Here is a 13,416-nt window from a genome sequence, read left to right as displayed (position 1 = left end):
GTGAATTTAATTCGGTTAAGGTGTCAGCAAGGTTTGTTACATCAGGAGAGGGAGCTGTGCGCAGATTACTGGCCGTGTTGTTGTTGCTCCCCCTGCTGGGGTTTGCCAGCGACAATCCGGATTGTGCTCGGGTGTTGGTCTCCTCTGACTATGGGGATTATTCCCTGAGCCTTAAGCCTGGTGAGCCTGAAATACTCACTCTGGGGGGCGGCTACAGTCTGACGCTGTTGGCCGACCCTGTGGGTGATTCCGGGATGGTAAGGATCACCACAGAGGCGCACTACAACCACAACCGCTTCTCCACCAACGTGACCGTCGGCCCCGACACCCCCACCTCTGTGAAAGTGGCTGGGTTGTCTGTCGAACTCAGCGTCAACCCTCTCTGAATTCATTCCCACATAAAAAATGAGGAAACTTCGCGACTTCCGTTCAGGTTTTCGCTACTCTGTGCCGCAAAAGAAACTCAGAGGCCATACTGTATGGATATCGGCCTCTCGCAGTACGCACAGGGAGTGTGAATGGACAAGTTGGAGTTGAAGCTGCCGCCGGTGGCTGTCGCCTTTTTGAGTGGCCTGTTGATGTGGTTGGTGGCCAAAATCCCTTTGGGTGAACAGCTCTTCCCCCACACTATCCGACTCGAGCTTACCGCACTGTTTTTGCTGCTTGGTGCCGTCGTCGGCCTGAGTGGCGTCATCGCTTTCAAGCGACATAACACCACAGTCGATCCCACCCGACCCGAGAAAGCCTCCACCCTGGTAACCACCGGCATCTACCAGATCAGCCGCAACCCCATGTACCTGGGCTTATTGCTCTGGCTGGCAGCCTGGTCCTGCTTCCTTTCTCACCTGTTGGCCATGGTGCTGCTCATCCCTTTTGTGCTCTACATGAATCGATTCCAGATCCGTCCGGAGGAGCGAATGATGGAGGGACTGTTTGGCCCTCAGTTTGAGATCTACCGAAGAAACGTCAGGCGCTGGCTGTGAGGGAAATAGCCTGTTGAGATGTTCAGGCTTAGGCATCATTACAAGTTCAAACTCCACCTGTGTGCGGATGCTTTACGAATGATGCCTTGCCGTTTGAGGGATGCCATTATGCGGCTTACAGATTCCTCGCTTGTTCCTAACAGGGAGGCGCAGTCCTGGTTGCTCGGCAAATAAAAGGTGGCTTGTTTCTCGGAAACAAGGGATTCAAGAATGTATAGAAGATTGATTACACGGTTTTTTATAGGGCCATGATTCAGGTTGGCGTGATGTTTGTCAGCCAGAAGGCTTTGTTCCTGCCATTGCAGCATCAAACGGCTATAAAGGGCCGGTTGCTGAGCTCCAAGGTGACGCAGTGTTCTAACCGGAATACGGCAGAGTTGGGTTGAGCCAATGGCGACCGCGCTGTGTTGGTATTGTTGTTCGAGTAGTGCCTCCAGTCCAATGGCTGAGCCAGTTCCAAGCAAACGGACAACCCTCTCACCGTACTCTGACGAGTACAATGACAGCTTCACGCTGCCACTTCGGATGGAATACACAGCCGAGGCACGTTGATTCTGGTGGTAAACGGTGTAGCCGGGGGTCAGTAGATAGTGATCTATTGGAGAGAGTAAAAAGCGATCGGACTCTACATCCAGCCCGGCAAACAACAGGCGTTCGCGCACCAGGCAGTCGGCACACTCCACCCTGTCCAGTCTGCGTCTGGCTTGGCCCCGCCTTCGCTGGGGTTTGTTTCGTTCCATGATCGGGTTCCCTGGCACAGATTGCGGCTGCAGTTCAGTGATAATTGAACTCGAAATTGCGAATTATCAACCGCCGTTCCCTGAACTTTTCTTAAATCTAGTTATGCGAAAGACGAGGGCAATCTCCCTATAGGTGCGAGGGAGTGTCCGTGCCTGTGCATCTAGTTGAAAGTGTAGACTTTCAATGAGCTTTGTTCCTCCTCTTCGTTCAGGCCCGGCTTACGCCTTATTTTTGCCGTGGCCAGTTTCTAAGTCAGAACATCAGGGGGTTATGATGAGCACACTGTTGAAACACCTTTATGCGCCTGCACCGATCGCTTTTCTGATCTATTGTTCACTCTTTTCGGTGGCTGGCCATGGACAAGAGCCTGCGGCTGCGTATGCCTCACCAATCCATACTTTTTCCATAGATGATCTTCTTATCGACTTCAAGGGACGGACGTTTTCTCAGGACCCTGCCGCGATTTGCGGGTTGCCTGGCGGTGTCAGTTGCCCAAATGAGATTGATCCTGCTACGGGACTGCCTCATGTCTATCCCATTGTCGATAAGCAAAGCATTACGCTGTACCCGGTGGATACCGAATTTGGTTTTAATGTGGTGGATTTCCTCGGAGCCGAAGGCAAGTCTCTTTCCCCAAGAGATTATGCCGAGGGTTATATCGGCAATATCACAGAAGGTGACGCGATTGTCGGCGTCAAGATCTCCAATGCGGAAACTGACACTTATAAAGTTAAGCCACCATTAGGCACTTGGTGTCAGGGACTGGGAGGGACCTCGGTCAAATGCTCAACGGAACACTATACCGTCATGGAGCACTCTCTTACTTGCCATGAAACAGTACCTTACCTGCATGCCGACCCCGAAAGTGGAGAGCAGGGCGTGCTTGCGTTTCCCTCCGGAGAGGAATCGACCTGTGCTTTAGCTGGCCTCGACGATGAACATATTATTGTCGGTGAAGAGACGTCTTTGATCGACTTCTCACAGTTGGCTCCTAATGACAACTTGAGGGTGGATAGGGACATTGCGGTGAGTTCCGATTATTCCATCACAGTCAAAGACGACGGTAAGGCGCTGTATCGCTGGGGAGGGTTGATCAAGCGGCCCAACGATATTCGTCTTTATGCCAGGATACCACTGCCTGCCGACTGGAAGGTCGCCGGAGCAGATTTCGCAATTGAGAGTGCCAAGCTGGTGGTTACACACTGGATTACTAATAACCCCAATGACCAATTGCGACCCGAAGACCTTGAAAATGAAGCGGCCACAGGGCGCAAGCCCTCTTACTGGGTGGATGGCGATGATAACTGGCGTTCCGCAAAGGATTGTTTCGAAGGGGATGGCGATTTTATCCTAGAGAGCACCTATTTTCGTCATAAGCCAGGAAGCACCGTGGTGCCTGCAGGAGATTCTCCTCCGTTAGAAACAAGGCGCTCTACCGACCTGAGTGAGGGTTACACCAATGCGTATTACACCAGCATCGATCGTGATCCCTTCCAGTGGTCTTATGTAAACAGCGCCGAGGCGTCCGCTGGGCGGTTTGATTTTCTAGGGTTTGAGCACCCACTCACCGCCAACGAAATAGTGCAGCAGGGCCTGGAACTGGTGTCCGGTCCCAGATGGCGGCTGAGAGCCAACAAATTTGGTCAGGATATCCCTGGGCTGGAGATCCCTCAGGCAGAGTGTACTGTGCCTCCATACACCCATGACAACATCCGCTACGAGGTAGGAGCGCCGGTTACCACGGTCATCAACCTGCTCGACTGGGATCCTGATAATGGGGTGTCTCCCCTGGCCAGCAGCAAAGGCTGGGTCGATGTTGCCAATAACCTGGGCGTTGAGATTCAACCTGGGGTAGTCAGCGTTCAGGGGGGCGTCGAGTACCCGGTTTCAACCAATGGCTTGCCCATGACTGAGGATTTCGATCTGGCGGTATACATTAAAGGAGACCGTAAACCAACCGCTCTGTTTACCGCGCAGTTGCTGATTAATCAGGAGAGTCCAGTAGAGGTCCTGCCTGATGGTCTGAGTATCGACAAGCTTAATGTTCCTGAGAAAGTGAACATTTACAGGGATAACGTTCGTATCGCCGCGACATTAAGCAATGAGGATACTGCTTTGGCGGCTGGATATGGCGAACTAGTCATTGTCGGGACTCGTGAGGAGAGTGGGGAGGTGGTTGCCCAGTTCACGGCGCTCATCGATGGGCTGGAGCCAGGCCGCACCAAGACTTATGACTTCCGATGGACCAGTCCGGGAGAACACGGTTTGATTCTCTGGACAGCTTCTGTGCTGAAAGAGGAAAAGGTGGTGGCTGAACTGTCTGATGTAACCCTGGTGCGTTCAAAAGGACAGTAGGATATGGCGCCCTAGCCGGGGGCTGAGTTACTCCGGCAGTTCATGGCGGCCCTAGTAGGAACCTCAAAAGCGCCGTTCACTCGGCGCTTTTGCTCACCAGATTTTTGCCCTCCAATTCAGGAGGGTGAGACGTTTCCGGTCTTGATGCTCGGCTTTTCGTGGCTGAAACCGGCGAAGGACGTGATAAAAGTTAATGAACACAGAGTGCTAAACTAATAGGATATGCGTCCTTTGTTGTTCAGAAGCTTAGAGATTCCGTGTCAAAAATTGTGGTTAAGCGGGAGGAGTCGCAGTCCCTCAAGATCCTTCACCAGATGAAAAATGGTGATCATCGCCGCATCGATCTGTATTTCATGTTGCCCAAAGATATGGGCGTCAATCCGCAAAACCTGGATGCCGGCATGTATTGCCACAGTTCAGTTGCCGGACGGCGCTCCTATTACTCCTCGAAGCTGCACCTGCCCCTGGTGCAAGGTCGCTTTGCCAGCCTTAAGAAGCGCACCGTCGAGGAGTTTCGACTCTATCTGAACCTGTTTGCCTACCAGTTTTCCATCGCCATCGAGACCGACAGCAAGGAGTTGGCCCAGACAAAAGAGGCCGACCAGTTCTATCCGGCACTGAGTGAACTGTGCGACATCGCAGCGCAACTTCTGAAAAAGTTTCGTCGTAACGAGCCCAGTGAGCCCAAGTGGAAGCACTACTTCGAAAACGCCGATAACTATCTCTCCTGGTTCTGTGAACAGCGACTGCTCAAGCTGGTGTCTCACGCGCCAAGAACCAATGAACACAACCATGTGATTGAGCAAGTGGTGGCTTTGTGTCGTGATGAGAGCGCGTACCGGGATGGTAAGAGATACAACTCGGAACAGACCAAGGCCGATCCAAACCGTATCTCCAATAAGATGCTGTTGCTTCGTCGTTTGCTCCAGCAGGGGGTGGTGCTCAAAGAGGAGCTTAAAACTCTGGGTGTCGGTCTCAAGAAGCTCACCACAGGTATAGCCACCGGTTTGATTATGGTGATTGTCTCCACATTGATCATCAAGGCCCAGGGGGTGTTGAGTGGCTTAACCCTGGCGCTGGTTCTGACTCTGGCGGTGATCTATGCTTTTCGCGAAATTTTCAAAGATGATCTTCGTAATGCCTTGTGGCGAAAGGTTCAAAAGGGGCGGCCCAGATGGAGCCGCATTCTGAGGGACACCACCAGCCAGGCTGTTATAGGTCGCCAGCTGATCTGGGCCGATTTCATCAATAAGAAAGAGCTGCCGGAGAAGGTGAGCGAGATCCTGAGGCGGCGCCACAGTCAAAATAAGGTGGATGCCGAGATCCTGCACTATGGCATCAGCTCACGAATATCGCAGAAGGAGTTCCTGGCGGGGTATTCCACCATTCAGGAGCAGATCGACTTCAGCTTGATCCCCTTCGCTCGAAATCTGGATCGGGGAAAGGCCAAGATCTACAAGGAGTCGGACGGCAAGGTCAGCAGTGACTCTGTTGAGCGTCGTTATCAGATCAACCTGGTGGTGATGCTTCGTGAGAACAGCAAGCCACCCAGCTTTGCCCGCTATAAGGTCACCATGAACCGGTCCCAGATTGTCGACATTGCCGAGAGTGAAATTCCCGACGGCATCGCCTCGATTCAACAGGAATCTGTCTCTCAAATTGAGCAGGAAGAAGAAAAAGCATCGCCGGGTCAGCTCAACTGAGCGCTGCCCGGCAGACGATCATCGACCGGGGCGGTAGCCCGGTTTGTCCGCCACCATGTGTACCGTACTGATCACCCGCTCGTAGAAGGCCCCTTCACAATAGCCCAGGTAGAACTGCCACATACGGATAAAGTCCTCACCATAGCCCTGTGCCCGTACCTGGGGCAGGGCCTGGTTGAACCTCTTGGTCCAGTGGGCCAGGGTGCGGCCATAGTCCATGCCGATGTCGTGCAGTGCGGTGATAACCATGTCGGTGTCACGGGCTATGTGGTGGGCCAGACGCTCCACCGAGGGTAGGCATCCACCGGGGAAGATGTATTTCTGGATGAAGTCGACACCGCGTCGATAGGCATCATACCTTTGATCGGCGATGGTGATCCCCTGGATCAGCAAGCGTCCGTTCGGCTTGAGGCGGTCTCGACAGGTCTGGAAGAAGGTGCGCAAGAACTCATGGCCCACCGCTTCAATCATCTCGATGGACACCAGTTTGTCGTAGTGTCCGGACAGGTCCCGGTAGTCCTGTTTAAGCAGGGTGATCCGGTCATTCAGTCCCTCATTGGCGATACGCTGGGCGGCGTAGGCGTGCTGCTCCTCGGAGATGGTGGTGGTGGTTACCACTGCCCCGTAGTGCTTGGCGGCGTGGACGGCCAGGGCCCCCCAACCAGTGCCAATCTCCAGCAGGGTTTCACCCGGCTTCAGCTCCAGGCGTCGACAGATCAGGTCCAGCTTGTGATTCTGAGCCTCTTCCAGGGTGGCATCGGCCTGGGGGAAGATGGCGCTGGAGTAGACCAGTTGCCTATCGAGAAACAGCGCGTACAGGTCGTTGCCAAGGTCGTAGTGGGCGACGATGTTGCGCTTCGAGCCCCCTTTACTGTTGCGGTTGCGCCTGTGGCGCCACAGGTCGATCAACCGTCCTACCCAGGCCAACTTTTTTTCCAGCGCTTGCAGTACGGTCAGGTTTTTCGACATCAACTGCACCAGAGGCACCAGATCCGGTGTGCTCCAGTCTCCCTGGATGAAGGCCTCTCCAGCACCGATGGACCCGCCCAGCAGGATGCGCCGGTAAGCCCTGGGGTGATGAATTCGAATCTCCGCCGAGAGGGCACCGGCTTCGCCGAACCTGTGTTGTTCCTCATCCTGAATCATCAGGGTGCCGCCCTTCAGGCCGGGCAGAAGGGAGAACAGGGCGCGTTTAGCCAGGGTATCCAGCCAGGCCGGGGCAGGGCGTGTCAGAGTGTTATCCATGATGCTTCTCCGTGTCTTGCCCCGGATGGGGGATAAAGGGAATACGTTTCAGTATCAGTTTTAGTGCTTGCCAATAGATGGAAAGCAGAATTTTGAACGTCATCAGAGGCATGGAGGTCACCAGGCCTCGAGCGGTGGCGTCATTGAGCGGCTTGTGGGTCATGGCCAGGGTGACATCGAACGCCTTATGATCGCTGTGGTTCTCCATGTGCAGCTTCAGGTGCTGCTCTGGAGTATCCACAGTCCAGTGGTAGCGCATCGCCATCGACATAAAGGGTGAGACGTGGAACGCCTTGTCGGTTACCTGGGCGCCATCGGCGGGCACCAGGTAGTAGTGGCGCTGATTCCAGGGGGTGTTACTGACTTCGGCCAGCAGGTAGGCCAGGCTCAGGTCCGGGCGGAAGCAGTAGTAGAAGTTCACCGGGCTGAAGTAAAGGCCCAGGCAACGTCCCTGACCCACGAACAGTACCGGCCCCTGTTCCCCTACGCCGCCGAGGCTGCTGACCTTCTGCCACACGGTGTCCCGACTAAAGCCTTTGCCTTCCAGATAATCGCTGTCCCGGATGCTCAGAAGGGCAGAGCGGTTGTGGCCCAGCCAGGGGCCACAGTCGATCTGATCAAGATGGTCCAGGTCCAGCGCCAGGCTGTACATCCTGTAGGAGAACCTGTGCTCCCTGGGGGTGAAGCGACGATGGCGTACCGACCCCAGGTAGTAGCCGCAACCGCCAATCATAGGGTGGCTCCGAAGCGGCTGCACACCTCGAGGGCGCTGCGTACGCCGTCTTCGTGGAAGCCGTTATGCCAGTAGGCACCGGCAAAGTGGGTGTGGTTGTGGCCGCAGATGGTGTCGCGGTGCTGGCAGGCGGCCAGGCTCTCCTTGTTGAAGACCGGGTGGGCGTAGTTGAAGGTGCGAATTACCTTGCTCGGATCGATGTCGTCTCCCTGGTTGAGGGTGACGCAGAAGGTTGGGGCGTGCTCGGGCAGGCCCTGCAGGATGTTCATGTTGTAAGTGACCCTGGCCGGGAGGGTGGGATCTCGGTCCAAACGGTAGTTCCAAGACGCCCAGGCGCGCCGGTTGTCAGGCAGCAAGCTGGTGTCGTTGTGCAGTATCACCTGATTGTTCTTGTAAGGGATGGCACCAAGCACTCGCTGTTCCTGTTCAGTGGCGTCGGCGAGCATGGCCAGAGCCTGGTCGCTGTGGCAGGCCAGCACCACCTCATCGAAGCTCTCCTTGGCGCCGTTACCAAGTTCCAGGTGCACCTTGTCACCCAGTCGGCGCACCGTTTTCACCGGGGTGCTGAGGCGGATGCGGTCTTCGATACCCCGAATCATCGGGGCAATGTACTTTCGGGAGCCGCCGCTGATCACGTACCACTGGGGGCGGTTGCTGATGTTGAGCAAGCCGTGATGATTGAAGAAACGCACGAAGAACAGCAGGGGAAATGCCTGCATGCCCTGAATGCTGGATGACCAGATGGCGGCCCCCATGGGCAGAATGTAGTGGCGGGCGAAATAGTCGCTGAAATGGTGGATGCGCAGGAAGTCACCCAGGGTGTGGTCGGCGCCGATCAGCCCCTTGCTCAGGTGTTGTTTGCACAGCTTGTTGAACTTGAGCACCTCATTGAGAAAACTCAGAAATTGGATGCTTAACAGGTTCTTTCTCTGGGCAAACAGGGTATCCAGATTGTGACCATTGTATTCCAGCCCCGTCGACGGGTTGTGGACACTGAAGCTCATCTCGGTTGGATGGCTGCGCACTCTGAGCTGGGCCATCAGCCGTTTGAAGTTGGGGTAGGTGCGATCGTTGAACACGATAAAACCGGTGTCTATGGCCCAGGTCCTTCCCGCCATCTCCACATCCATGGTGGCGGTGTGCCCCCCTAGGGTGTCACCCGCCTCAAACAGGGTGATGGCGTTGTTTCTGGACAGCAGGTGGGCGCAGGTCAGCCCGGAGATGCCGCTGCCGATGATGGCGATGCGTTTGTTCATCGTTTCAGTCCCTTGAGTGCAATCTGCTGCCAGGCCTTGTCGGGCAGGCCCCCCAGAAGTTTCAGTAGTCGTGTGAACCCTTTTGGAAAGTGGATCTCCTCGACCCCCTTGGCCAGCTCTTGCCGGATGATCCGGCTGGCTTCGGATACCTCCACCCGCATGGGCATGGCAAAATCGTTCTTGTCGGTGAGTGGCGTGCGCACGAAACCCGGGCGGATCAGACTCACGCCAATGCCGTGAGGGCGCAGATCCAGGGCCAGGGTTTTGGCCAGGTACTCGACGGCCGCCTTGGAGGCGCCGTAGGCCTCGGCCTTGGGCAGGGGCAGGGCGTTGGCGATGCTGCCCATCAGCGCCACCCGGCTGCCTCGTTCCATCCGCGGCAACAGCGCTTCCAGACAGTACCCTACGCCGATGACGTTGGTTTGCATGACCCGCGCCAGCAGGCGTCCGTCAAACTGGCGAGGATGATTGATGTACTCGCAGGTGCCGGCATTGAGAATCACCAGATCAAGTTCGTCCAGGCCGCCGAGGGAGGCGATAACCTGATCGCGATCGCCGGCATCGAACCCCAGTGACAGGGCACCCATTGCGGCCAGCTCCCCGAGTGCCTCCTGATTACGGCCACAGCCAATCACCCTATGGCCGTCGCTGATGTAATCCAGGGCCAGTTGTTTGCCGATGCCTGAGGTCGCGCCGGTGATGAGTATCTTCATGGGGCCGCCTTCTTCTTTACCGCTTTGATCAGGGTGCCGAGCAGGGGTAACTGCTCATAGAGCATCTGGCCTGCGTCGAAGTAGTCTCTGTGGTAGTGGATCAGGGCGTTGAATTTCAGATGACTGTGACCATCCAGGCTGACGGTTCGTCCCCCGTTGAGGCGGGCATGATTGAGTTCCATGGTCCAGTAGAGAGCGGCCTGGTCGTCGGACACCATCTGATCGTGGATGGTGATGCGGCACTGCTGCAGATTTCGATAGAGGCCCTCAAAGTAGTGGGTCAGGTTATCCAGCCCTTCGACCCGGTGCAGCGGATCGATGAAACAGGCCTGTGGGTGATACAACTCCCCCAAGCGATACAGCTGGCGGTGGTCCAGCTCCTCGTAAAGGGCCACAAAGCGTGCCACCAACTCGATGGCGGTACCCTCCTGGGCGGATGTGGGGGATGAGCCAATCATCAGAACACCTCTCTCTTCATAACGGCGAAGCGCTCCAATGCCCGGCGTCGACTGTCTGCCAGGTCAACCATGGGGGCCGGATAGCCCGGAGGCCGTACCGACGCAGGGGGCAGGTGGATATCTTTGCCTGATAAGTCATTCAGTTCAGGCAAATATCTACGGATAAAAGCGCCATCCGGATCGAACTTTTTGCTCTGGCTCACCGGATTGAAGATGCGGAAATAGGGCTGTGCGTCACAGCCTGTGCTGGCACTCCACTGCCAGCCTCCGTTATTGGCGGCAAGATCACCATCGACAAGGTGCTGGCTGAACCAGCGTTCGCCCAGGCGCCAGTCAATGAGAAGGTTCTTGGTGAGAAAACTGGCGGTCACCATCCTTAGCCTGTTGTGCATCCATCCCGTCTGCTTTAGCTGTCTCATGGCCGCATCCACCAGAGGAAAGCCGGTTTGTCCCTGGCACCAAGTGTCGAAGGCAGCTGTGTTTTTCTCCCACTGGACCTTATTTGCCAATGGATTGAAATTCATACCTTTACTCAGTCTAGGCCAGCCAATGAGCAGGTGTCGGTAAAAATCCCTCCACGCCAGTTCACTCACCCAGGCGAACGCGCCTCCTGGCTGTTCCTGCAAGGCTTCGGGCCCGTGGCTGAGGGCGGCATGCAGGCAGCTAGTGGGGGAGATCATCCCCAGAGCCAGGTAGGGGGAGAGGACGCTGGTGGCTTTCAGGTCCGGCCGGTCGCGATTGAGGTGATAGTCACTCATACGTTGATGGACAAAGTGTTCCAGACGTCGATGAGCTTCTCCGGGGGCCACTGGCCAGTGGGCGCTGCACAGCTTGTGAGCGTCAAATTCGATGGGGGCCGGAGCCGCCAGGGCGGGCCAGGCTGTTGTTGGTTGCCCAGGGGCTAGATTCTGTCCCCTCAATCTGGCCATCCAGGCACGGCGGAACGGAGTGAACACCCGGTAAGGCGTCCCGTCCGCCTTGAGTACCGTCCCGGGCGGCAGGATGCAGTGACCCGGATGGAGTTTGAGCTCCAGGCCTGCGGCAACCACTTCCCGGTCTCGTTTGTTCTCATTGAACTCCGGCTCCTCACCGGCGTGAATCCTGCTGATCCCATGCTGTTGGCAGAATTGACTCAACGCCGTGGGGATCTCATCGAAGCGCGACAGTGCCAGGTGATGCAGGGCTATCCCCAATGCGGCCAATTGCTGTGCCAGGCTATTGACCGCACGCTCCATCAGATCAACCTGGATGGGTGACATGTTGTGTTCCTGCCACTGGTCCGGAGTACTGATAAACAGCGCCACGGGGGGCGCGTCGCCGGAGCAGGCGGCCGTTAATGCCGGGTTATCCTCGACACGCAGATCCTTTCGAAACCAGATGAGATCAACCATGAGCTGCCTCCCAGAACAGGGGGTCGTCTCGGTGCAGCGCAGCAAAGGGGCCCACCACCCTCAGGGTGATGCCCCGCGCCTTGAGCTTTGACAGCTGTTGTCGCTCGTCACCGGCCAGCTTCGCCGGCAGACACAGGATCAACCGATTCGGTGACAGCAGTTGGCACCCATCCAGGGTGTCTGTGGGTAACTGAGAGCATTTCTCTCCCTGGTGGGTTAAAGAGAGTGCGGCTATGGCGCCTTCCAGGGCGGGGGTTCTGAGCAGCACCAGCAGCGCGCAATCCCCGGTAAGCTGAGATTGGCCCCTGCTGCAGTGCCCCTGCAGATAGAGCAGTAACTGCTGTTGGGCCCAGCACAGCATCAGGTTGGCGTCGGCCCGGTCAGCAAAGCGACTCTGAAGCGATTCCAGCCAGGGACGCAGAGCCCGGGTCAGGGTCAACTCGAAGGTGTAGAGAGCGGTCAATTGGTCCAGTTCCCGGGCCAGCTTGTCGCCGTTCATGGCGATCACCGCCTGGGTCAGCGTTTCCTGGTGAGCCTGCCAGGGATCGTCCGGGGTCTGGGCACCGGCGGATTCCAGCAGAGCGCGCACCTGACTGATGGCTACCCCTTTATCCAGCCAGGAGAGGATCTGATGAATGCGATCTATGTCCGCCTCGCTGTAGAGACGATGCCCCTTGGGCGTACGACCGGGTTTGAGCAGCCCGAAGCGTCGCTGCCAGGCGCGCAGGGTGACCGGGTTTACCCCGGTCCTGGCGGCGACGTCACCTATGGGGTGGCGAGGGGTGGTATCAGTGTTCATAGCGAAGTTGCATCTCTTCGGGGTGCGGATTCAGATAGACCTGACTGGCGATGTAATCGTTGGGGTAGAGGGTCAGGTAATGGCGCAGCAGAGTAATGGGAGCAAGCAGGGGCAGCAGCCCGGTTCGGTACTTGTCGATGCTTTCTGCCAGGGCCTGACGTTCGGTGCTGCCCAGTTGCTTCTTGAAGTAGCCCTGAATGTGCTGCAACACATTGGTGTGGTTCTTGCGGCTGGCGTGGCGCTTCAATGCCGACATCAGCTCGGTTTCATAGTAGGCCTGGAACTCTGGAGTGACCCCCTCAATCCGTCCCAGAGCCTGACCCAGGGAGCGGTAGATCTGCGGGTTGTGAGCCATCAGCAGGTACTTGTAGCGGGCGTGAAACCTGTACAGAAGATCCGGTGTCAGCCCTTCGGCACACTTGGAGTGCCAGTCATGGTAAGCAAAGACCCGGGTAACAAAATTTTCCCTGAGATTGGTGTCGTTCAGGCGTCCACTCTCTTCGACGGGCAGGTTGGGGTGGTCTTTCATCACCTGCGCTGCGAAGACGCCGACGCCATCCCGGGAGGCGTTATTTTTCTCCGGCAGATAGACGCTGACCCGTTCCATGCCGCAGGTGGGGGATTTGGCGCAGAACACATAGCCGCTGAGGCCAGCAAGGCCGGGAGAGGTCTCCTTGGCGAAATTGGTCAGCTTATCGGTGACGTCGAAGCTGTCATCTGAGGCTTTGACCCGGATGATCTCTTCCTGAACCAGACGAATGGTGGGGCGGGGCACGCCCATGCCGATGGCCACTTCGGGACAGATGGGGCGGAAACTGACGTATTTGCCCAGGTCGTCCACACAGAAGCGACTCTGTTTGTGGCCGCCATCGAAACGCACCTGTTGGCCGATCAGGCAGGCGCTGATGCCAACCTGGATGGTGTTCTGATCAAACTTGTACATAGCATGTCTCCTTGTACAACCTTGAATCCAGCATAGGGCAGGGTTGTACAAATAAACAAGTTTTGTACAAGAATTAAAAAGTGATCCAAAAAAATG

The 13,416-nt window shown here is 56.4% G+C and carries 13 protein-coding genes; 4 read left to right on the top strand and 9 right to left on the bottom strand.

Annotation, left to right across the window (positions count from 1 at the left end; all coding sequences use genetic code 11):
- Nucleotides 1-56 precede the first annotated feature (56 nt).
- On the top strand, nucleotides 57-386 hold the full coding sequence (locus tag ACN0RV_RS06795; protein ID WP_417346765.1) for a hypothetical protein: 330 nt from the start codon (nucleotides 57-59) through the stop codon (nucleotides 384-386).
- A gap of 132 nt (nucleotides 387-518) precedes the next feature.
- Nucleotides 519-983 (top strand): methyltransferase family protein, encoded by a 465-nt coding sequence (locus ACN0RV_RS06790; RefSeq protein ID WP_417346763.1) that lies wholly within the window; start codon nucleotides 519-521, stop codon nucleotides 981-983.
- 38 nt (nucleotides 984-1,021) lie between these two features.
- On the opposite strand, the gene ACN0RV_RS06785 is transcribed toward ACN0RV_RS06790, so the two are convergent.
- Nucleotides 1,022-1,645: a Crp/Fnr family transcriptional regulator gene (locus ACN0RV_RS06785; protein ID WP_417346761.1), complete on the bottom strand. Its 624-nt coding sequence runs from the start codon at nucleotides 1,643-1,645 to the stop codon at nucleotides 1,022-1,024.
- 352 nt (nucleotides 1,646-1,997) lie between these two features.
- Here ACN0RV_RS06785 and ACN0RV_RS06780 point away from each other — a divergent pair, with 352 nt between their 5' ends.
- Both ACN0RV_RS06780 and ACN0RV_RS06775 read left to right on the top strand, forming a co-directional pair.
- Complete coding sequence (locus tag ACN0RV_RS06780; protein ID WP_417346759.1) at nucleotides 1,998-4,079, top strand: hypothetical protein; 2,082 nt, start codon at nucleotides 1,998-2,000, stop codon at nucleotides 4,077-4,079.
- A gap of 257 nt (nucleotides 4,080-4,336) precedes the next feature.
- Entirely contained in the window at nucleotides 4,337-5,782 is a 1,446-nt protein-coding gene (locus tag ACN0RV_RS06775) for a hypothetical protein (protein WP_417346757.1), read from the top strand.
- Between the two features lie 18 nt (nucleotides 5,783-5,800).
- On the opposite strand, the gene ACN0RV_RS06770 is transcribed toward ACN0RV_RS06775, so the two are convergent.
- From ACN0RV_RS06770 to ACN0RV_RS06735, 8 genes are read right to left on the bottom strand one after another with little or no spacing between them, the layout of a single operon-like run.
- Nucleotides 5,801-7,027, bottom strand: a complete 1,227-nt coding sequence (locus ACN0RV_RS06770; RefSeq protein ID WP_417346755.1) for a class I SAM-dependent methyltransferase — start codon at nucleotides 7,025-7,027, stop codon at nucleotides 5,801-5,803.
- Nucleotides 7,020-7,760 carry a DUF1365 domain-containing protein gene (locus tag ACN0RV_RS06765; RefSeq protein WP_417346753.1) on the bottom strand — a complete coding sequence of 247 codons (741 nt, stop codon included), beginning with the start codon at nucleotides 7,758-7,760 and terminating at the stop codon, nucleotides 7,020-7,022. The genes ACN0RV_RS06770 and ACN0RV_RS06765 overlap by 8 nt, the downstream gene beginning before the upstream one ends.
- Nucleotides 7,757-9,016 carry an NAD(P)/FAD-dependent oxidoreductase gene (locus ACN0RV_RS06760; protein WP_417346751.1) on the bottom strand — a complete coding sequence of 420 codons (1,260 nt, stop codon included), beginning with the start codon at nucleotides 9,014-9,016 and terminating at the stop codon, nucleotides 7,757-7,759. Before ACN0RV_RS06760 ends, ACN0RV_RS06765 begins: the two co-directional genes overlap by 4 nt.
- Entirely contained in the window at nucleotides 9,013-9,729 is a 717-nt protein-coding gene (locus ACN0RV_RS06755; RefSeq protein ID WP_417346749.1) for an SDR family NAD(P)-dependent oxidoreductase, read from the bottom strand. Before ACN0RV_RS06755 ends, ACN0RV_RS06760 begins: the two co-directional genes overlap by 4 nt.
- The gene (locus ACN0RV_RS06750; protein WP_417346748.1) at nucleotides 9,726-10,187 is read right to left on the bottom strand and encodes a nuclear transport factor 2 family protein; all 462 of its coding nucleotides are present in this window, start codon (nucleotides 10,185-10,187) and stop codon (nucleotides 9,726-9,728) included. Before ACN0RV_RS06750 ends, ACN0RV_RS06755 begins: the two co-directional genes overlap by 4 nt.
- Nucleotides 10,187-11,578, bottom strand: coding sequence for a deoxyribodipyrimidine photo-lyase (gene phrB, locus ACN0RV_RS06745; RefSeq protein ID WP_417346747.1), 1,392 nt, complete (start codon nucleotides 11,576-11,578; stop codon nucleotides 10,187-10,189). The genes ACN0RV_RS06750 and phrB overlap by 1 nt, the downstream gene beginning before the upstream one ends.
- Nucleotides 11,571-12,377, bottom strand: a complete 807-nt coding sequence (locus ACN0RV_RS06740; RefSeq protein ID WP_417346745.1) for a MerR family transcriptional regulator — start codon at nucleotides 12,375-12,377, stop codon at nucleotides 11,571-11,573. Before ACN0RV_RS06740 ends, phrB begins: the two co-directional genes overlap by 8 nt.
- Nucleotides 12,367-13,320, bottom strand: a complete 954-nt coding sequence (locus ACN0RV_RS06735) for a YbgA family protein (protein WP_417346743.1) — start codon at nucleotides 13,318-13,320, stop codon at nucleotides 12,367-12,369. Before ACN0RV_RS06735 ends, ACN0RV_RS06740 begins: the two co-directional genes overlap by 11 nt.
- Nucleotides 13,321-13,416 lie beyond the last annotated feature (96 nt).

Origin of the sequence: Ferrimonas sp. (assembly GCF_048263965.1) — a bacterium.
Taxonomy (GTDB): domain Bacteria; phylum Pseudomonadota; class Gammaproteobacteria; order Enterobacterales; family Shewanellaceae; genus Ferrimonas.
The sequence above is the reverse complement of the archived record's forward strand: the minus strand, read 5'-3'. Positions and strand labels throughout refer to the sequence as shown.